This is a genomic window from Collinsella aerofaciens (assembly GCF_028209625.1).
Classification (GTDB): Bacteria; Actinomycetota; Coriobacteriia; order Coriobacteriales; family Coriobacteriaceae; genus Collinsella; species Collinsella aerofaciens_AM.
In genome coordinates this window covers 98,400-119,101 of sequence record NZ_JAQLDU010000001.1, presented here as the reverse complement: position 1 = coordinate 119,101, position 20,702 = coordinate 98,400, and the positions used below count along the sequence as shown (strand labels likewise).

Annotated in this window: 18 protein-coding genes; 14 read left to right on the top strand and 4 right to left on the bottom strand. The window is 57.8% G+C overall.

What is annotated here, in order from left to right; all coding sequences use genetic code 11:
• Positions 1-120: 120 nt before the first annotated feature.
• Entirely contained in the window at positions 121-1,470 is a 1,350-nt protein-coding gene (locus tag PMW70_RS00500; protein ID WP_271743555.1) for an MATE family efflux transporter, read from the top strand.
• 81 nt (positions 1,471-1,551) lie between these two features.
• Here PMW70_RS00500 and PMW70_RS00495 read toward each other — a convergent pair whose 3' ends face one another.
• The gene (locus PMW70_RS00495) at positions 1,552-2,037 is read right to left on the bottom strand and encodes a cob(I)yrinic acid a,c-diamide adenosyltransferase (protein ID WP_271743554.1); all 486 of its coding nucleotides are present in this window, start codon (positions 2,035-2,037) and stop codon (positions 1,552-1,554) included.
• A gap of 92 nt (positions 2,038-2,129) precedes the next feature.
• On the opposite strand from PMW70_RS00495, the gene ftsH reads away from it, so the two are divergent.
• Both ftsH and PMW70_RS00485 read left to right on the top strand, forming a co-directional pair.
• Positions 2,130-4,022 (top strand): ATP-dependent zinc metalloprotease FtsH, encoded by a 1,893-nt coding sequence (gene ftsH / locus PMW70_RS00490; protein WP_198019956.1) that lies wholly within the window; start codon positions 2,130-2,132, stop codon positions 4,020-4,022.
• A gap of 78 nt (positions 4,023-4,100) precedes the next feature.
• On the top strand, positions 4,101-4,562 hold the full coding sequence (locus PMW70_RS00485) for a 2-thiouracil desulfurase family protein (RefSeq protein ID WP_271743553.1): 462 nt from the start codon (positions 4,101-4,103) through the stop codon (positions 4,560-4,562).
• Between the two features lie 550 nt (positions 4,563-5,112).
• Here the strand turns inward: PMW70_RS00485 and PMW70_RS00480 are convergent.
• Positions 5,113-5,715 (bottom strand): Type 1 glutamine amidotransferase-like domain-containing protein, encoded by a 603-nt coding sequence (locus tag PMW70_RS00480; protein ID WP_271743552.1) that lies wholly within the window; start codon positions 5,713-5,715, stop codon positions 5,113-5,115.
• Between the two features lie 514 nt (positions 5,716-6,229).
• On the bottom strand, positions 6,230-7,312 hold the full coding sequence (locus PMW70_RS00475) for an iron-containing alcohol dehydrogenase family protein (protein WP_271743551.1): 1,083 nt from the start codon (positions 7,310-7,312) through the stop codon (positions 6,230-6,232).
• Between the two features lie 510 nt (positions 7,313-7,822).
• Between PMW70_RS00475 and ileS the strand changes: the two genes are divergently transcribed.
• From ileS to PMW70_RS00420, 11 genes are all read left to right on the top strand, one after another.
• Positions 7,823-10,600 carry an isoleucine--tRNA ligase gene (ileS, locus tag PMW70_RS00470; RefSeq protein ID WP_416378071.1) on the top strand — a complete coding sequence of 926 codons (2,778 nt, stop codon included), beginning with the start codon at positions 7,823-7,825 and terminating at the stop codon, positions 10,598-10,600.
• 222 nt (positions 10,601-10,822) lie between these two features.
• On the top strand, positions 10,823-11,422 hold the full coding sequence (lspA, locus tag PMW70_RS00465) for a signal peptidase II (RefSeq protein ID WP_271743549.1): 600 nt from the start codon (positions 10,823-10,825) through the stop codon (positions 11,420-11,422).
• Positions 11,422-12,435 carry an RluA family pseudouridine synthase gene (locus PMW70_RS00460; protein ID WP_271743548.1) on the top strand — a complete coding sequence of 338 codons (1,014 nt, stop codon included), beginning with the start codon at positions 11,422-11,424 and terminating at the stop codon, positions 12,433-12,435. Before lspA ends, PMW70_RS00460 begins: the two co-directional genes overlap by 1 nt.
• A gap of 82 nt (positions 12,436-12,517) precedes the next feature.
• Positions 12,518-13,813 carry a glycosyltransferase family 2 protein gene (locus PMW70_RS00455; protein ID WP_271743547.1) on the top strand — a complete coding sequence of 432 codons (1,296 nt, stop codon included), beginning with the start codon at positions 12,518-12,520 and terminating at the stop codon, positions 13,811-13,813.
• 80 nt (positions 13,814-13,893) lie between these two features.
• The gene (locus PMW70_RS00450) at positions 13,894-14,316 is read left to right on the top strand and encodes a prepilin peptidase (protein ID WP_271743546.1); all 423 of its coding nucleotides are present in this window, start codon (positions 13,894-13,896) and stop codon (positions 14,314-14,316) included.
• Positions 14,317-14,347: 31 nt separating this feature from the next.
• A complete protein-coding gene (locus PMW70_RS00445) occupies positions 14,348-15,595 on the top strand; it encodes a deoxyguanosinetriphosphate triphosphohydrolase family protein (protein ID WP_271743545.1) in 1,248 nt (415 codons plus the stop codon).
• Between the two features lie 61 nt (positions 15,596-15,656).
• On the top strand, positions 15,657-17,006 hold the full coding sequence (locus PMW70_RS00440) for a replication-associated recombination protein A (protein ID WP_271743544.1): 1,350 nt from the start codon (positions 15,657-15,659) through the stop codon (positions 17,004-17,006).
• Between the two features lie 100 nt (positions 17,007-17,106).
• The gene (locus PMW70_RS00435) at positions 17,107-17,694 is read left to right on the top strand and encodes a hypothetical protein (RefSeq protein ID WP_271743543.1); all 588 of its coding nucleotides are present in this window, start codon (positions 17,107-17,109) and stop codon (positions 17,692-17,694) included.
• Positions 17,687-18,064 (top strand): ATP-binding protein, encoded by a 378-nt coding sequence (locus tag PMW70_RS00430; RefSeq protein WP_271743542.1) that lies wholly within the window; start codon positions 17,687-17,689, stop codon positions 18,062-18,064. The genes PMW70_RS00435 and PMW70_RS00430 overlap by 8 nt, the downstream gene beginning before the upstream one ends.
• Position 18,065: 1 nt before the next feature.
• Positions 18,066-18,857 (top strand): RNA polymerase sigma factor SigF, encoded by a 792-nt coding sequence (locus tag PMW70_RS00425; protein WP_271743541.1) that lies wholly within the window; start codon positions 18,066-18,068, stop codon positions 18,855-18,857.
• Entirely contained in the window at positions 18,854-20,266 is a 1,413-nt protein-coding gene (locus PMW70_RS00420) for an AI-2E family transporter (RefSeq protein WP_271743540.1), read from the top strand. The genes PMW70_RS00425 and PMW70_RS00420 overlap by 4 nt, the downstream gene beginning before the upstream one ends.
• Positions 20,267-20,272: 6 nt before the next feature.
• Here the strand turns inward: PMW70_RS00420 and PMW70_RS00415 are convergent, their stop codons facing one another.
• Positions 20,273-20,512, bottom strand: coding sequence for a hypothetical protein (locus PMW70_RS00415; protein WP_117800225.1), 240 nt, complete (start codon positions 20,510-20,512; stop codon positions 20,273-20,275).
• Positions 20,513-20,702: the final 190 nt, after the last annotated feature.

Here is a 20,702-nt window from a genome sequence, read left to right as displayed (position 1 = left end):
GTGATATCCGAGTCGTGCCAGCGGGGGTGTTTCGGCCGACGCCGGTCGGTGCTAAGCTGGTATTGACTTTGGTCTTAAATTGCTGTTTTGTCGGTTGACGTGCGCTTTTGGGGAGGGCGTGTGGCTAAGAAATCTACGGCTATCGATGTAACGCAGGGTGTTATTTGGCAGCAGCTGCTTTCACTATGCGTTCCCATCTTTTTTAGTTCGTTTTTTCAGCAGGCCTACACGCTTATCGGTACTTATATCGTCGGTCAGTTTGGCGGTAAGCTCGCGCTGGGTGGCATTCAGGCCACGATGGTGCTCACCGAGCTCTGCATTGGCTTTTGCGTCGGCGTCGGCGCCGGCTGCGCGGTCATTACCGGTCAGTATTTTGGCCAGCACGATGATGAGCGACTGAGTCGTTCGGTCCATACGGCCATGACGCTCGCGCTGGTGGGCGGTATCGTTTTTTCGATTCTTGGCATAGTGCTCGTTGAGCCCATGCTGGTACTTATGAACACACCGCATGAACTATTGGCCGAAGGCGTGGCCTATGCTCGTTGCTATTTTGCCGCCATGGTTGCGGCGCTGCTGCTCAATATGGGAACGGCGCTGCTGCGCGCCGTGGGCGACACGCGCGGGCCTGCTGTGATCATTGCTTCCGGCTGCCTTGTTAATGCGGTGCTGGATATCATCTTCGTTGCCGTGCTTCATATGGAGGCTCTGGGCTGCGGCATCGCGGTGGCGCTGACCATTTGCTCCAACGCCACGATGATCGTGATTCGTATGATGTACGCACCGGGTGCGTGGCGGCTTTCACTGTCCAAACTCGGCATTGATCCTGGCATTTGTAAGAGCATGATCTCGTGTGGTTTGCCGCTTGGCTTTCAGTCTGCTGCGTATTCGATTTCCAACGTTTTGATTCAGGTGTCGGTCAATTCGTTTGGTGCCGATGTCACCACGGCGTGGGGTCTTTCGGGCCGTTTGGATGGCATTGTCTGGATGGTCACCGAGGCGCTTGGCGTTTCGATCACCACATTCTCGGCACAGAACTTTGGCGCGCGCAACTACGAGCGCATGCGCAAGGGCTACCATACGTCGCTCGTGCTGTCGTTTATGCTCATTGGTGGCCTGTCTGCCGTGCTGCTGGTGTTCTCGGGTCCGTTGTCGCGACTGTTTGTCGACGATGCTTCGATTTCGGCGTACACCACGACGATTCTTCATTTTATCGCGCCGTTCTACGCGATCTTCTCGATTATCGAAAACGCGTCGGGCACTATTCGCGGTGCCGGCGTAAGCTTGCAGCCCATGCTGCTCACGATTTTTGGCACCGTCGTGCTCAGGGTGATCTGGGTGTTTGCGATTATGCCGTTCGATCCGTCGCTTGAGCACCTGCTGCTGGTTTACCCCGTAACCTGGCTCATCACGGCCACGATGTTTACCATCTACCACCACAGCGGCAACTGGCTCGGCCGCGCCACCGCCTAATTATCCGAAGGGGACGGAGGAAAACGGATCATTTCCCTCGTGATGTCGATGATCCGTTTTCCTCCGTCCCCTTCGGATCAATTAGTATTCGATGCCTTGGCGGGCTAGGAGGCCTTCGTCGAAGTAGTGTTTTATGGGGCGCATTTCGGTGACTAGGTCCGCGAGATCGGCGAGGGGCAGCAATCCGCGGCCGGTGAGCACGAGCTCCGTGCTGGCGGGCTTTATTGCGATCAGCGCTTCGACATCCTCGCGCGTCACGAAGCCGCGGCGCATGGCCTCGCCGAGTTCGTCCAGAATGAGCACGTCGACCTTTGAGATCTGTTCGCGTGCAAGTTCCATGATCTGCTCGGCGCAAGCCTCGGGCGTGTCACGGTCGGCCTGTACAATGCGCAGTCCCAGGCGCGGCGCGGCATCGTGTTCGGCGCAGTGTAGCTTCTTGGCAAACTGCAGCATGAGTACGTCGAGTCCATAACCTGTGGCGCGCAAAGCCAGCCCTAAAGCGGCCGTGGTTTTTCCCTTGCCGTCGCCCGTGTAGATCTGAACCTTGCCGACTTCCAGTGATGCCATCTCTGTCCTTTCGTGCCCGGCGTCGGTTTATCGCCATCTGGGTTGGGTATTCTAGATAGCATTATCAACCCCAGTAGATGGAGTTCAAGCAGATGGAGATGGATGACAACAAACGTAGACGGAATATGATCCTCTACGTGCTCATCGCCTTCGTCGTCTACCTCGTGCTCTCGACCGTTCTGTTCCCTAACATCGGTCACACGCAGCAGATTACGAAGACCGATTACTCGACGTTTGTCAAAGCGCTCGATAAGAAGAGCGTCGACAAGGTCGAGTACAACACGGACGATTACACGATTTATTACACCAAGAAGGGCGAGGACGAGAACATCGCCTACAAGACGACCGGCGTGCCGAATGACGCGGGCTTTACCGATCGTGTGCTTGAATCCGGTGCTTCGCTTGAGTCGGTCGTTCCCGATAAAAACTCGGGTCTGATGACCTACTACCTGCTCACCCTCATTCTTCCCATGGCGATTTTCTTCCTGATTGGCTGGTGGCTCAACCGCCGCATGAAGAAGGCCATGGGTGATGACGGTCCGTCGATGAACTTTGGCGGCGGTGGTTTTGGCGGCGGTGGACTGGGCAAGTCCGGTGCTCGCGTGATTGCCTCCAAGGATGTGGGCGTGACCTTTAAGGACGTCGCCGGCCAGGAAGAGGCCAAGGAGTCCCTCAAGGAGGTCGTCGACTTTCTGGAGAAGCCGCAGCGCTACGAGGAGATCGGTGCCAAGCTGCCGCGCGGTGCTCTTCTTGTTGGCCCTCCGGGTACCGGTAAGACCCTGCTTGCCAAGGCTGTTGCCGGCGAGGCGGGCGTGCCGTTCTTTAGCATTTCGGGTTCTGAGTTCGTCGAGATGTTTGTCGGCCGTGGCGCCGCCAAGGTACGCGACCTGTTTAAGCAGGCCAAGGAAAAGGCCCCCTGTATCGTATTTATCGACGAGATCGATACGATTGGTAAGAAGCGTGACGGCGGCGGCTTTAGCGGCAACGACGAGCGCGAGCAGACGCTCAACCAGCTGCTGACCGAGATGGACGGCTTCGATAACCACAAGGGTATCGTCGTCCTCGCAGCCACCAACCGTCCCGACAGCCTCGATCCCGCCCTGCTGCGCCCCGGCCGCTTTGACCGCCGCATCCCCGTTGAGCTGCCCGACCTGACCGGCCGCAAGAACATCCTCGAGTTACATGCCAAGAGCGTGAAGACGCAGCCGCCGATTGACCTGACCGCGATTGCCCGCGCCACGCCCGGTGCCTCGGGCGCCGACCTGGCCAACATCATCAACGAGGGCGCCCTGCGTGCCGTCCGCGAGGGCCGTAAGCGCGCCACGCAAGACGATTTTGAGGAGTCGGTGGAGGTCGTCATCGCCGGCCAGCAGCGTAAGTCCACGGTGCTGTCCGACCACGAGAAGCAGGTCGTTTCCTACCACGAGATCGGCCATGCCATCGTTGCCGCCCGCCAGAAGGGCTCTGCGCCGGTTACCAAGATCACCATCGTGCCGCGCACGAGCGGCGCTCTGGGCTACACCATGCAGGTCGAGGAGGACGAGCGCTTCCTGACCACGCGCCAGGAGGTTCTGGACAAGCTCGCCGTCTACTGCGGCGGACGTGCCGCCGAGGAGCTCATCTTTGGCGAGATGACGACCGGTGCGGCCAACGACATCGAGCAGGCCACCAAGCTCGCCCGTAATATGGTGACGCGCTTTGGTATGTCCGATGAGTTTGGCATGATGGCGCTCGGTACCGTCCAGAACGCGTATCTCAACCAGGACACGTCGCTTACCTGCGCCCCCGGTACGGCCGAGCGTGTGGATGCGATTGTCGCCAAGCTGATTGAGGATGCGCACGATCGTGCCCTGCAGATCCTCAAGGAGAACAAGTTTAAGCTCCACGAGCTGGCTCGTTATCTGTACAAGAAGGAGACGATCACGGGCGAGGAGTTTATGAATCTTCTCACGCGCGAGAATCCGCTGATGCCAAAGCAGCAGTAATACTAGTTGCGCTGTGTCAATCGCCCCATTTGAGTGTCCATCTCAAATGGGGCGTTTTTGCGTGAGGAGAGTTGTTATATGAAGATCGTGGTAAGTGCCTGCTTGATGGGCGAGAGCTGCAAGTATAACGGGCTCGACAACTACCATCGCGAGCTGGTCGAGGCTTGCGAGCGCGCGGGGGCCGAGGTCCTGCTGGTGTGCCCCGAGGTCTTTGGCGGCCTTCCCACGCCGCGCAAGCCATCCGAGATTGTGAACGGCGAGGTCCGTACCTGCGAGGGCGTCTCGGTCGATCGCGAGTTTCGCCTGGGCGCAGAGCGCGCACTCGATAGGTGCGAGCAGGCGGGCGGCCCGTCCGAAATCGCTGCGTGCATCCTTCAAGATCGTAGTCCCTCGTGCGGCGCGGGTCGCATCTACGACGGAACGTTCAGCGGTACGCTCACTGCGGGCAACGGTGTTTTTGTCGACCTACTGTTGCACCACGGGTATCGTGTGATTCCCGCGAGTGAGTTCGACCCCAGCATACTGGAACATTGTCCATAGCACTCGAACCCAACACTTCCTCACGGGTGGCCGTTTTGGCATCATCCGTGAAGTTGATATTGAGTACGACCCGGTTATCAAAGACGTAGACCGAGTTGACAGGCGCCGTACCCAGGCAGCCCCTCCCCGCGGTCCTCGCGCAGGAACGCGCACACGGCCTTCCCGTCTCTTGCGCCCCTCCCGGAACTGTCCACATCAGTGTAGCCAATCCAGTCCGCCAAGGGCTGCAGCCCGGACAACGCGGCGATGGAGGGCTTCTTCGGCCTGCTCAAGAAGGAGTTCTGGCACGGCAGGGACTGGTCGGACTGGACCCCCGCCCGCTTCATCGAGGAGCTCGGGGGCTGGATCGGTTGATACAATACGGAGAGGCGCAGCGATGCGCTCGGTGGCCGCACGCCGGCCGAGTTCCGCTCCGCGCTGGGAAGGGCCGTGTAACGGTCCAAGAAATCGTCCGCAGTCCCCATTCTTGCCCCTTTGGGACAGCTTCTTGTTGGGACGTGCCTGCCCCAAACTCTGCTAGGAACGAGTGCAGCAAACTGGAATTTTCAAATTAGTCTTTGCAAATTACCTTTGAACCTTCACCATTAATTACAATTCCCTGACGGTTGTTAATTGGGCATAGATTCAAATCCGAAAACTCAGTCATTATTTTCTCGGTAACTTTCTTAAATGGTGCTGTGAGATAATGCGGAAGAACATAGAAATCAATCAAATTAAGCCCTGAATCATCTTCTTGTGAGTAGTCCTCCGGCTTTTCATCCATTTGCTCGATATATTGGATGCTTGGAGCGCATGCAATCGCACCTGCCGATTCACCAATCATCAGTTTTCCCTTTGCCAATTCTTTCTTCAACAGCTCATCCGTTCCCGTTTTACGGAGCTGGTCTATAAGGAAAAAAGAATTTCCGCCGGTAAAATAGATCACATCTGCATCTTCAAAAAGAGACTGTATCGTTGAATAAGCCTCCGTTGAAATATCAATTTCAGTTACGATTGCTCCCAACTTTTTGAATAATTTTCGAGCCGAGCCGACATAACCGGTGTAGCCTTCACGCAGCGAAGCTGTTGGAATAAATGCGACTTTTTTATTTTCAATTTCTTCCTTTATCAGACTTCCTACACATGAAAAGTGAGAACATAAAAACAGTTTCATCAATATTCTCCTTTATATATAAATTCTTATTTGTTGAACTAAGCCGTGTATACCATACTCTCCAATGAAAGAACGCCCTGATATAGCGAAATATTGCCGTTTTCCTGCGTACGTGCGTACACACTCCACAGGAATTCTAAGGGGCCTGCCCCCTTAGCACACGGACTTTGGAACAAAGTCTAGTATGTTACGCCTTGCCAGAGGTGTACAGGCTCCCGGTATGCACGTACGAAGCAATTGCCATCAATGCGCCATATAAGTGGCGATCAAGTTCGCATAAAGCGACCTTGATCCCGCAAAACAAAAGGCAGGATACCATCACCACGATGATACCCTGCCTCTGTTCGTTCCTGTTTACCGTTCCGAGTAGTCCTTCCGCAGAATTTTCGATAAACAAAAAACGTACCCGAACCCTTTCTCGTAAAGAATCGGGTTCGAGTACGAACTGAATGCTGGAGCAATAAAAAACCACCAGAAAGGTGCCTGTCCCCCTTGTGGTGGTTTTGGCCTAGAGCTAGAGCGTGTGGCCGTAGGCGTTGGCGGCCTTGATGGCAGCGGCGAATTTTTCGTCCGTGAAGGGCTCGGGGTTTCCCTGCTTCCACTCGTTGGTAGCGTGCGCATACTCGCACAGGGCAGGGATATCGGCCTCGGATAGCCCGACCTGCTCAAGCGTCACGGGCAGGCCCATCTGCTTGTTGAAGGCGGCGTAGCGCTTAAGGTTCTCGGTATCGCCCGTGTAGGCGAACAGCACCAGCACGCCCAGGCCCACGACCTCACCGTGCAGGTAGGAGCTCTCGCGCGGGATGCTGCACGTGGCGTTGTAGAACGCATGCGCCACGCTCGAGTTGTAGTAGTAATCGTTTTGGTTGGTCAGGTTGGAGACGTAGCCCGTGTTGACCACGATATCGAGCGCGATCTGCTTGACGGCCTCGCTCGACAGGTCCTGGCGCACGTCCTCAAGACCCTGGACGCCATAGGTAAACAGCGGCTCGGAGCAGGTGTGAGCAAGTGCCAAGCCAAGGCCGGCGGTATGCTCCAGGTTACCGGCGCTCGTGGCGTATTCGACCTCGGGCTGCTTGGACAGGGCATCGCCCACGCCGGCCCAGAAGTACTCCGCCGGTGCCTCGGCGATGATCTTGGGGTTGATGAAGATGTGCGCGGGGCGATTGGGGTACGAATAGCCCTCGAGCGAGCCGTCGTCGTTGTACACGACGGCAATGGCGGTCGCGGCGGAGCAGTTGGAACAGATCGTCGGTACCGTAAAGACGATCTTCTTGAGCTCGATGGCCGCTGTCTTTACGGTGTCGAGCGCCTTGCCGCCGCCGCATGCGATGAGCACGTCGGCCTCTTGGCAGGCGGGGGAGTTCACAACCTTGGCGATATTGGCGCGCGTGCTGTTGGTGCCGTAGACGCGCGTCTCCAGGATCTCGACGTCGGTGCCTGCCAGCGCGGCTTCGATACCGGGAAACGCCGCGGCCAGTGCTCGTTTGCCGCCGATAATCGCGACCTTGGTCGCTCCGTACTCGGCCAGCGCGCCGGGCAGCTCGTCAAAGCAGTCCTCGCCGACGGTGTAGTCGCTCATTCCAATCGTGCGCATAGTAGCCTTCTTTCGTTAGATAAAGTGCTTTCAGGTATTTTGCTCCTAGAGAAGGTCTGTAATAGCGAGAAATTTCGAACGTATAAAACCAATGTTGAGGGTTTTTCGCCGGCGCGGAACGTGCTAGCATACTCCGCATAAGCGTTGATGGGGACGAGTAGTCGGCCGTCCGCATGCTACAGAGAGCGGGGAGCGCTGAGAACCCGTGCATGCGACCGATGAAAATCACCCCGGAGCTGCGGTCCCAACGGACGTGCCGCGCAGGCACGTCTTAGTAGACATCGCCGAGATGGTCGTCGATACAGGCCAGCCGAGTAACGGATGCGAGCGCGCGGCGACGCGGGCGAGGGCATCTAAGCTGGGTGGTTAAGCGAAGAGCTTTTGCGGGCGAACAGCCCGTTTCGCGGCGCTTCGTCCCAGCTTGTAGGGACGGGCGCTTTTTTGGTGCCCAACGGGCGTGCGCGCCCACGACATGAAAGGGGTACCGTGGCAAACGAGTACAAGCAGACGATGAATCTGCCCAAGACCGGTTTTCCCATGCGTGCCGGTCTTTCCAAGTCCGAGCCCAAGCGACTCAAGGACTGGCAGGACAACAAGGTCTACGAGCAGGTTCTGAAGAAGAACGAGGGCCATAAGAAGTTCGTGCTGCACGACGGTCCTCCGTACGCCAACGGTCCGATCCACATCGGCCATGCTATGAACAAGATCTCCAAGGACATGATCAACCGCTACTGGATGATGCAGGGCTATGAGGTTCCCTACGTCCCCGGTTGGGACTGCCATGGCCAGCCGATCGAGCACAAGGTCGAGGAGAAGCTCGGCACCGAGAAGTTCAACCAGACCTCCACGGCTAAGATCCGCGAGCTCTGCAACGAGTTCGCTGTCGAGAACATCGAGCTGCAGAAGGCCGGCTTCCGTCGCCTGGGCGTGCTTGGCGACTGGGACAACCCGTATCTGACGCTCTATCACCAGCATGACGCCGCCGACATCGAGGTCTTCAAGGCCATGTTTGACAAGGGCATGATCTATCGCGGTCACAAGCCCGTCCACTGGTGCAAGCACTGCCACACCGCACTCGCCGAGGCCGAGATTGAGTACTCCGACGAGACGAGCCCGTCCATCTTCGTGCGCTTCGAGATGACCTCCAAGCCCGCCGGCCTCGAGAACTTCGATGGCCCGGTCGACTTTATCATCTGGACGACCACGCCGTGGACCATCCCCTCCGACCAGGCCGTTTCTCTCAAGCCCGGCGCCGCCTATGTCGCTGTTGAGCACGATGGTCGTGCCGAGGTCATGCTTGAGGACCTGGCTCCCAAGTGCTGCGAAGAGTTTGGCTGGGAGTACACCCCGGTTATGGTCGACGGTAAGCCCTACGTGGTTCCCGCCGAGACCTTCCACCACATCCACTACAAGCAGCCGATCTTTGACGGCGTTGAGGGCGTGGCGCTGCTGGCCGATTACGTCGGTGTCGATGACGGTACCGGTATCGTCCACAACTCGCCCGGTCACGGCGTCGACGACTACTTCGCCTGCCTCAAGGAGGGCATCACCGACATCTGCATGCCGGTCGATGACGACGGTAAGTTCTACACCGGCGAGGAGTTTGGCACCGGCGGTCCCTTCAGCGGCATGGATACTGACGAGGCCAATCCGCACATAATCGAGTTCCTGCGCGAGCGCGGCACCCTGGTCCTCGAGAAGAAGATCACGCACAGCTATCCGCACTGCTGGCGCTGCAAGCACCCGGTGCTCTTCCGTGCTACCGACCAGTGGTTTGTCTCGATGGACAAGACCGGTTTGCGCGAGCAGGCTGGCAAGGAGGTCCGCGAGAACGTCAAGTGGTATCCGGCCCACGCCGCCAACCGCATTGGCGCCATGGTCGAGCAGCGTCCCGACTGGTGCATCAGCCGTCAGCGCAACTGGGGCGTCCCCATCCCCAGCTACACCTGCGCCGACTGCGGCGAGAAGGTCATGAACGACGCCACGCTCGATGCCGTCATCAAGCTCTTCCACGAGAAGGGCTCCGACGCCTGGTTCACCGACGCTCCCGAGAGCTACTTGGGCGAGGCCTGCGTCTGCCCCAAGTGCGGTGGCCATCACCTCAAGGCCGATAAGGACATCCTCGACGTGTGGTGGGACTCCGGCGTGTCTTGGAAGGCCGTCTGCGAGTATCGCCCCGAGCTTGAGTACCCGGCGGACGTGTATCTTGAGGGTTCCGACCAGCACCGCGGTTGGTTCCAGAGCTCGCTGCTCACCTCGGTGGGCGCCAACGGCCATGCTCCGTACAAGGCGGTCGTCTCGCAGGGCTTCACGCTCGATGGCCAGGGCCGCAAGATGTCCAAGTCGCTCGGCAACGTCATCGACCCCAACAAGGTCTGCGACGAGATGGGCGCTGACATCATTCGCCTGTGGGTTGCCTCCGTCGACACCAGCTCCGACGTTTCCATCGACCACGAGATTCTCGCTCGTACGTCCGATGCCTACCGTCGTTTCCGCAACACGCTGCGCTTTCTGCTCTCCGAGCTCGAGGGCCAGTTTGAGCCCGAGACGGATGGCGTCGCGTTTGCCGACCTGTTGCCGCTTGACAAGCTCATGGTTGCCCGCCTGACCCAGGTTCAGGCCGAGGTCGACGACGCCTATGCCTGCTACGAGTTCCCGCGCGCCTACCGTGCGCTCTACGACTTCGTGGTTACCGAGCTTTCCAACGTGTACCTCGACGCCTTGAAGGACCGTCTGTACTGCGAGAAGCCCGGCTCACTCGAGCGCCGCAGTGCCCAGACCGTGCTCGCCGAGCTCTTCTCGATGCTCATGCGCGACCTGCAGCCGATCCTGTCCTACACCGTCGACGAGGCCATGGCCTATGCGCCCGCCGGCTGCGTCGATCACCAGAAGTACGCTGCGCTGCTCGATTGGTACAAGTCGCCTATCACGGTTGACGAGGCCAATGAGTTTGAGGGCGTGCTTGAGGCGTCGCTCGAGCTCCGTGGCGCCGTGACCAATGCTCTTGAGGATGCCCGTTCTGCCGGCACCTTCACCAAGAGCCAGCAGGTTCGCGTCAAGGCGGTCGTTCCCGCCGAGATGTATGCGCTGCTGACCGGCGACAAGGCCGTCGACCTGGCCGAGTTCTACATCGTTTCCGATGTTGAGCTGACCCAGGGCGAGGAGCTTTCCGTCTGTATCGAGGCTGCCGAGGGCGAGTGCTGCGACCGTTGCTGGAACTATCGCACTACCGTCGGCGAGTACAACAGCCACGCTCACATCTGCAAGCGCTGCGCGAATGCCCTTTAAGGCACGGTAACTCGGCATTTTAGTTATAGGGAGAATTTGGGCGCCTTCGGCCCATTTGCTCCGCTGAATAAAAGCGGCATTCTGTTTTTCGGAATGCCGCTTTCGTTTTTAGCTGGTTATTTAGCTTGCGTTGGTGGATATGTCGTGCGTTCTGCGTGTGGCAATATAAGATGGTTAATTGCGTTAAACGTAATTCGATGTTTTTGAGGGTAGGGGCTTGATTTGGGTCGTTCTGCGGATATGATGCCGCCTTTGCGTTGGCGGTTGGGTGTTGCTGGTAGCGTGGCGTTGGCCGTGCTGCTTGTTGACCAGCTGACCAAGCTTGCGGTTCGTGCCGTCGGCGATGCTCTACATGTGACTGTTATCCCCGGTGTGATCGACTTCCTTTTCGTGCGTAACATCGGTGCTGCCTTTAGCATGGGCGAGGGACATGGCCTCGCGTTTGCCGTGCTGGCGTTTGTCGTTATCGTTGCGATCGCGGTGTACTTGCTTCGCGCGCCCCAGCTTGCTCGCTTTGAGGTTGTGGGCATGGCTATGGTCGTGGGCGGCGCCATTGGCAATGCGATCGACCGTCTGGCTTTTGGCTTTGTGACCGATTTTATTGCCACCACCTTCATCGACTTCCCCGTCTTCAATGTGGCCGATGTCGGCATTACGGTCGGTGTGGTGCTTGCCCTCATCGGCTACATGTTCTTGAGTCCTGCGGCCCGTGAGGTCGACGCGACCGCCGAACTCAACGCCCGTGACGAGGCCCGCGCTAAGCGCAAGGCCCAGCAGCGTGGGGAGCGTGCCCGCAAGATTCGCGAAAGGAGCGAGCGCTAATGGCCGACATCCATATCCTTGTTGACGACGATGCCGCTGGTCAGCGTCTTGACGCCTATCTGGGCGCTAATGACGGCTGCCCTACGCGCTCTGCCTGCGCGCATCTGATCGAGGGCGGTGCCGTTGCCGTCAACGGCGAGACATGCCTGTCAAAAAAGTATGCCGTGCGCTCCGGCGACCGTATTTCGGTCGATTTGCCCGAGCCGCACGATCCCACCGATGTGATTCCCGAGGCCATTCCCCTCGATATCCGCTACGAGGACGACTACCTCATCGTGCTCTCCAAGCAGCGCGGTCTGGTGTGCCATCCCGCCCATGGCCACGAGAGCGGCACCCTTGCGAACGCCTTGGTCTATCACTGTGGCATTGACCATCTGGGCACCGTGCAGGGCGAGGACCGCCCCGGCATCGTGCATCGCCTGGATCGTGACACCTCGGGCCTTATGCTCGCGGCAAAAGACGACGACACCCAGCGCGCGCTCCAGAATCTCATCCGCACGCGCACGCTCGACCGCCGCTACATTACGCTCGTCCACGGCCACATTGCCATGGACGAGGGCACCATTAACACCGGCATTGCCCGTTCTACGCGCGACCGTGTCAAGATGGCGGTTTCGGACGATCCTTTCGCGCGCCAGGCCATTACGACCTTTAGGGTCCTCGAGCGCTTCGATTCCACGCGTTTTGACGATGGCTATACGCTCGTCGAGTGCCACCTGTTTACGGGTCGCACGCATCAGATTCGCGTGCACATGCGCCATATCAACCACGCCTGCGTGGGCGATCCGCTCTACGGTAAGTGCGATGCGCGTGCCGACCAGGGTTTGACCAGGCAATTCCTCCATTCCTGGCGTGTGGCGTTCGATCATCCCGTGACGGGGGAGCGCATTGAGTGCCGCGATGAGCTGCCGTGGGATCTCGCCGCCGTTCTGGATGACTTAGCCCCGCGCTCGCTCGGCCGCACTGCCGCCGGCGACGAAATCGTTCCGCAGCTCGGTCTGCTCGAAGCCTAACCAGTATTAGGTGGTTTCTTGAACTCGGTTAGCCTACGGTAAGATATACGGTTGTTTACGTAACGCGTTCTCGGGAGCCTGCATGCTCGCCTTTTTACAAACTAACACGCCCATCGTGATCTTTAACCAGATTGTGGTTACGCTACTCACGGTCTGCTTTCTGTACCAGGTGGTCTTCTTTGTCATTGGCGCTCTTCGTGGCGAGGTCGCGCCTCCCAAGGCCAAAAAACTCCACCGCTATGCCTTCTTTATCGCGGCGCATAACGAGGAGGCCGTGATCGCCAACCTCGTTCGCTCCATCAAGGACCAGGATTATCCTTCAGAGCTTATCGAGGTCTTCGTGGTCGCCGATGCCTGCACCGACAACACGGCTCAGCTCGCGCGCGAGGCGGGCGCCGTCGTGTACGAGCGCAACGACCTGGCCCGTAAAGGCAAGAGTTGGGTCATGGACTTTGGCTTCGACCGTATCCTTAATGAGTATCCCGATACCTTTGAGGGCTACTTCATCTTTGATGCCGATAATGTTATCGCCCGCGATTACGTCTCCAAGATGAACGATGCCTTTGACCAGGGCTTCCATGTGGTCACGAGCTATCGTAACTCCAAGAACTTTGGCAGCTCGTGGATTTCGGCAGCCAATGCCACCTGGTATCTGCGCGAAGCGCGCTTCCTCAATAACGCGCGCAATATCTGTAAGACGTCCTGCGCCGTCTCGGGCTCGGGCTACCTCATCTCCGCCAGTATTATCGAGGGCATGCACGGCTGGCAGTTCCACACGCTTACCGAGGATATACAGTTCACCACGTTCTGTGCCATTCACGGCATTCGCATTGGCTATGCACCGGCTGAGTTCTTTGACGAGCAGCCTGTGACGTTTAAGGCATCCTGGAAGCAACGTATGCGTTGGACCAAGGGATTCTACCAGGTGTTCTTTACCTACGGTAAGCATCTGGTCAAATCGACCTTCCGCTATCATCGCTTTGCTGCCTACGACATGTTTATGACGATCGCCCCGGGTATGCTGCTATCGCTCATCTCGATGCTCGCCAATGCCACGTTCCTCATCGTGGGCGGTCTTTCGCACGGCTTCTTGGCTACCGAAGTCGAGATGCAGGCGTGCGCCGCTTCGCTCATTATGACCTTCGCCATGATGTATCAGACGTTTTTTATCCTGGCACTGCTCACGACTATCTTTGAGTACAAGCACATTCACTGCGCACAAAAGTGGCGTTTGGTGACCAACCTGTTCACCTTCCCAATTTTCATGTTCAGCTATATCCCCATTACGGTGGCCGCGCTGTTCCTAAAGGTCGACTGGGTGCCGACGCAGCATGCCGTAAGCGTCACCCTCGACGAGGTCATGCAAGGCGCCAAATAACCACTGCCAAAACCACCACAAGGGGGACAGGCACCTTTGTGGTGGTTTTGCTTTAGAGCAGCCGTCCCGGGAGGTGCCCTGTGGTCTATATCCCATTTTGGATCTGCGCCTTTGCCGGTGCGGCGATTGATATCCGCGAGCGGCGGTTTCCCAACGCGCTTGCGGCCGCATGCGCGGTGTCAGCGTTTGCAGGCGTCTGGCTGGATAGGGGCTTGAACACGGCACTTGACCACGCATGCTTTGCGGTCATCGTGTGCCTTTCTCTTGTGCTGACTGAATCGCTTTGGCGGCGACATCGCCAGACCCCCGGCATCGGCATGGGAGATGCCAAGGCACTCTTCGCGCTTTGCACGCTCGACCCTCTGGGCGGCATCGTGGCATTTGCCGCCGCGCTCCTGGTCCTTGCCCTCTCCTGCCTCATCACAAAATCGCGCTCCTTGCCATTGCTCCCGTTTTTGGTGCCGATTTTTGCCATAATCGAGGTCGTGGGCTGCACATTGTAACCGATTGCGCATCCTTCTTAAGGAGCATGCCATGGCAACTAATCAAGAAACGGCCGTCATTAAGGCGCGCATGGACCGTATTCCCTCGGCGTTATCGCCCGAACTTGTCGAGCGCATTGCCGCAGATCGTGCTTCGGGCTATGTCAACCCGTACCGTTGTGACGATGACCAGGTCATCCGTCGCCTTGATCGAGCTGCCGACAAAGGCACGCTCATGCGACCGGCATTTATGCGCGACACCGAAAAGATTCTTCATCTTCCGGCATACACCCGCTATGCCGGCAAAACGCAGGTCTTTAGCTTCCGTAGCAATGATGATCTGTCGCGCCGCGGTCTCCATGTGCAGCTTGTCTCGCGCATCGCACGCGATATCGGCCGCGCCCTGGGGCTCAACTGCGACCTGATCGAGGCGATTGGCCTGGGCCACGACTTGGGTCACACGCCCTTTGGCCATGCCGGCGAGCGATTCCTCAACGATATCTATCACGAACGCACGGGTCGTTATTTTTTCCATAACGTGCAGTCTGTCCGCGTGCTCGATGCGTTGTACGGTCGCAACGTGTCGCTCCAGACGCTCGACGGCGTGCTGTGCCATAACGGCGAGTACGAGCAGCGCGTGTTTGAGCTTTCGGATATGGCATTGTTTGATCAGTTCGATCAAACCGTCGAGGACTGCATCGCCATGGGGTATAGCGCGATTGAACACCTTCGTCCCATGACGCTCGAGGGCTGCGTGGTTCGCATCTCGGATATCCTTGCCTACGTTGGACGCGACCGCCAAGACGCCATTGCGGCAGGCCTGCTGTCACCTGACGCTTTTGACGATGGTCGGGGCGGCGCCTATAACAGCTGGATTCTCACGCACGCTTCCATCGATATCGTTGAGCATAGCTATGGCAAGCCGCGCATCGAGATGAGCGAGGACCTGTTTGAGGAAATCCGCCGAGCCAAGCGCGAGAACTACGAAAAGATCTATAGCAAAGGTGGCATCGAAGGCGACTCCGAGGCGGAACTGCGCGAGGCCTTCGAAAAGCTCTACGACCGTTGCCTGCAGGACATCAACGAAGGAGACGAGTCCTCCTACATCTTCAAACATCACATTTCGCGTATTGAGCAGCAGCTTTCCTATTACGACCGTGCCTATGCATGGCAGGACGATAAGCATCAGGCCGTCGTGGATTACATCGCGAGCATGACGGACGGTTATTTCTGCGAGCTGACGAGTAAGTTGTTCCCGGGGCTAGAGTTTCCGCATCGTACCTATATTAACGAACGGTAGTTCGTATATTTTCGCTATACTAGTTAGTGGAAAACGAGTTTGATGGATTCACAGGATGGTTATGGACGACCTTTTTTCTGCTTCGACGCGCGAGCGATCTTTTCAGAATGCACCGCTTGCGGTTCGCATGCGTCCCAATTCGCTCGATGAGTATGTGGGCCAGCAAAAGGCCGTCGGTAAGGGCTCATGGTTGCGTGCCGCGATCGAGCACGACGTGCTTTCGAGCGTGATTCTGTACGGGCCGGCCGGTACGGGTAAGACGACGCTAGCCCACATTATCGCCAACCATACCAAGAGCGAGTTTGTCGAGGTCAGCGCCGTGACGGGCACCGTAAAGGACTTGCGCCGCGTGATTGACGAGGCCAAGACGCGCCTGAATACGTACGACCGCCGCACCATTCTATTCATCGATGAGATTCACCGCTTCTCTAAGTCGCAGCAGGATGCCCTGCTGCATGCAGTTGAGAACCGTACCGTCATTATGATTGGCGCCACGACGGAAAACCCGTACTTTGAGGTCAACTCGGCATTGCTCTCGCGTGGTCGCGTGGTGGAACTCGAACACCTTAAGGACGAGGACATTGCCACGCTGATCGAGCGTGCGCTCGAGGCTCCGCATGGTCTGAACGGTAAGTTCTCGGCCGATGAGGATACGGTCAAGACCATTTGTACGCTGGCTGCGGGTGATGCACGCTCGGCCCTGACGACACTTGAGCTGGCGAGCGAGATTGCCGTCACGCGTCCCGATACCGAAGGGACGCCAGCGCCGGCGGCGGGGGAGCGCTATCCCATCACCGTGGATGACGTAAAGATTGCCAACCCGCGTCGTGGCTTTTCGTACGACAAAAACGGCGACATGCACTACGACATCATCAGTGCGTTTATTAAGTCTATGCGCGGTAGCGACCCCGATGCCACGATCTATTGGCTCGCGCGCATGATTGATGCGGGGGAGGATCCCAAGTTTATCGCTCGCCGTATTATGATTCAGGCTTCTGAGGACGTTGGCAACGCCGATCCGCAGGCGCTTTTGGTGGCGCATGCCGCGTTTAAGTCTGCCGAGGTCATTGGCTATCCCGAGTGCCGTATTAACCTGGCTCAGGCTGCACTCTATGTGTGCTTGGCGCCTAAGTCCAACGCGTGCGAGGCTTCGATCGATGCGGCGCTGGCCGATATCCATAGCAGTGGCTTGCGTGAGGTACCGAGCTATCTGCGCGATCGTCATCGTCCGGGCAGCGACGAATATGGTGTGTATAAGTATCCGCATGACTATCCCGAAGGCTGGGTCGAGCAGCGCTATTTGCCCGAGGGGCTGGAGCGCGGCGCTTTCTGGCATCCTGCCGGCCGTGGTTGGGAAGAGTGGCGCGTAGAGCAAAGCGAACGCGACCGGAGCGGGAATGCTCCGAAGTAACTGCTGATTATTTTGTCCCAGGATCTCACGCTTGGCATGTTCGGTCCCCTTTGGGGTACCATGAACAGCGTCTGTATTTCGATTCCTTTGGGAGGCTTGTATGAGTCCCATTCAAATCGCCCTGCTGGTGCTCGCTGTTGCCGGCGTGTGGGCTGTTGCCGAACTCGCGCTTACCCTGCGCAAGACTCGCACCGTCGTTGACTCGCTCGATAAGACCGTGAACGATCTTAACAACACACTCGCCGAGGCACAGCCCGTGGTTGCCAAGCTTGATGGTGCCGTCGATGAGTTGACGCCCGCCTTGGCGCAGATGGAGCCGCTGCTCAAGTCGAGCAAGACCGCCGTCGACGCCTTGACCTCCAATCTCGTAGAGGTCGAAGCCGTGGTCCGCGACATTTCCGAGGTTACGGGCAGCATGGCCGAGGCCAGCAATGCTGTGTCGAGCGTGACCGACTCTGCCGCCGGCGCCGTGCAGAAGCTGTTCAATAAGGTGAAGGCACCTGCAGCTGACGCCGAGCGTAAGCTCGCCGCTGCCGCTGCGGAGGCCGAGCAGCCCACCGAGCGCGTCCTAATTGGCGAGGACGAGGCCGCCGATGGCGCAGATGTGGCGCAGAAGTCTGCAGCCAGGCCGGCTCAGTATTACACTTATACGCCCGCCGAGACCTCTGAGGAGTCCTGCGATGAGTAGCGAAGCAACCTGCCCCCTCACGCTGACCGTTGCTGGGGATCCGCGTCTGGCGCGCCTCGTGCGCATGACCGCCGCCAATGTTGGCGCGCTGTGCTCCATGTCCGTCGATCGTATTGAGGACATTCGCATGGCTGCCGAGGAGGCCTTCATTTTTGGCTGTACGGCGGTTGATTCCGACGACATCACGATCAAGTTCGATGTGGACGAAACGCATGTGGGCATGATCTTTACCTTTGGCGACCAGGCGACTGTCGATGAGGATGACCAGGCTGCCGTGTATGCCGAGCTTATTCTCGCGAGCGTGTGCGATTCCTACGAAAAGACTGCGGCGCCCCTGACGCTTTCCCTCGATCTCAAGGCGGATATCTAATATGACCGAACGTTCCCGGAGCGGCAAGACCGCTTGGGACAAGGAGAAAACCCGCGAGCTATTTCGTCGTTATAAGGAGACCGGTGATCCGGACGCCCGCGAGCAGCTCGTCATGTCCCATATGAACCTGGTAAGGTTCCTTGCCAACAAATTTAAGAATCGCGGCGAGCCGCTCGACGACCTGATGCAGGTTGGCTATTTGGGCCTGCTCAAGGCAATCGACCGCTTTGACCCTGAGCGCGGACTCGAGTTCACCACGTTTGCCACGCCCACCATCTTGGGCGAGGTCAAGCGTCACTTCCGTGACAAGGGCTGGAGCGTGCGCGTGCCTCGTCGCCTGCAGGAGCTTTCTGCCAAGGTTAACCAGGCTACCGACAAGCTTACCAACGAGTTGCAGCGCTCGCCCAAGGTCGAAGAAATCGCTGAGTACCTGGACGTGACCGTCGACGAGGTCCTGGAGGCCATGGAGTCGTCGTCGGCCTATACGTCGGTGCCCATCGAGGCTCCCGGCGCGTCCGACTCCGACGATGCTCCCTCGATTCTCGATCGCTATGCCGACGACGACAACGAGCTCGACTTTACCGATGACCGCCTGGTAATCGAGGAAGCCATCCGCGATTTCTCGCCGCGCGAGCGTGAGGTGATCGAGCTACGCTTTGTGAAGGGCATGACCCAGATCGAGATCGCCAAGAAGCTGGGCATTTCGCAGGTGCAGGTCTCGCGCCTACTGCGCCGCACCCTCAAGAAGATTCAAGACAAGATTGACCCTGACGGAGTAATGGTTCGTTCATGAGTGAGCACCCCCAACAAACCGACCGCACGCTGCGCGATACCCGCATTCTGACGCTTCGCATTTGGGCTGTCGTCGGTTGCATCGTCATCGCCGCCGTCATCTTTAACCTTATGGGCATCCTGGCACCGGTTATTGAGTTTCTTGCCGTCGGCTCCATCATTGCTTTTGTGATGTCCCCGATCACCAACTGGCTCGAGCACCATGGCGTGAATCGCGGCATCGGTTCGCTTATCGCGCTTATTGTGGTCGTTGCTGTGCTCGTCGGTGTCGTTTGCATCTTGTCGCCGATTCTTTTTGGTCAGATCATGGAAGTCCTGAGCCGCCTGCCCGAGCAGCTTCGTGTTGCGGGTGGCGACCTCAACGAGATGGTCTCGCATGTCAAGACGCTCAACAACACGCCGCTCAAGGAGTATCTGGACGACAATCTTTCTTCGTTGGTTACCGTAGCGTCCAAGTACGTCTCGCAAATCGCTGCTGAGCTCGGCCGCGGTGTGTTTCCGCTCATTACCAACACGGCCTCGCAGCTGTTCGTCATCTTCCTGGGTCTGGTGCTTGCCTACTGGCTTGCCTGCGATTATCCCCGCATGCACCACGAGGTCTGCACCATCATCGGGCAGGAAAAGGAGACCTCTTACCGCTTTATGGTGGCCATCCTTTCGCGTTCGGTCGGCGGCTACATGCGTGGCATGGTCATCACATCGATCTGTGGCGGTTTTCTTGCCTTTATTGGTTTTACGATCATCGGCCATCCGTATGCAGCACTCATGGCTATCTTTACCGGCATTATGCACCTGGTTCCGGTTGTCGGTCCCTGGGTGAGTGCGGCGATCGCCACGGTGCTCGGCTTTATGTTCAGCCCCATGCTGGCGTTGTGGACGCTTGTCGTGACCATGGTGGCTCAAAACGTCACCGATAATGTCATTTCGCCTAAGGTCATGCAGAGCTCGGTGCAGGTGCATCCCGTTATGAGCCTGACGGCCCTCGTTATCGGTTCGGCACTCATGGGTCCCATCGGCATGGTTATCGCCATTCCGCTGTGCGCGGCCCTCAAGGGCATCTTCGTCTACTACTTTGAGAACGAGACCGGCCGTCAGCTCGTGGCATACGACGGCGCCGTGTTTAAGGGCACTCCGTATCGCGATACCGAGGGTAACCCGGTCGCCGCCTACGACGCGCTCGGAGACGATACGTTCATCTATGAGTCCGAGCTTATCGGCAACGAGACCGCGCCCGAGGCCCAGGCAATGCCCAAGCCCGAGCTCGATAATCCCTGGATTAAGCTCTCAGGCCTGCAGCCCGACGCGACAGGCTTTTTCAAGAACCCCTTCGCCAAGGATGACGATTCCAATACGGACGACGACACCAAAACCGGCATCGACGGCTCCATGGACGATTCGGATTCCAAATAGGCCCTGTTAGCGTTTCTTGATGTTGTAAATAACAATAAACGCGATCAAAGCGATTGATAAGGGGCCAGCCACATAGAAAAAGATGGCGTCAATTGCGCTTAGGGTGTAATACGCTTTATCGCCAGATGTTACTGCGTACAATGCGTAGCCAAATCTCGGCTGGTTCACATACCAGCTCGAGTAAGCGAAGATTGCTAAAAGGGCTACTGAGGTCAGTGCATTCACGGCAAACCGTTTGCTATTCATCGATCGCTCCTTCCGGACGATTCTTATATGAAATTTTACCGAAATCATTTTTTTTCAAAGTATTTGACAGACCTAAATAACGTGCACTTTCGCTGGAGGGTCGCTGTTTGGCGGCCCTCTTTTTTGCACAGGCGCGGTGGGATGGTAATATCGTTACGTTTGAACTGTTTCGATGTGAAACCGAGGAGAT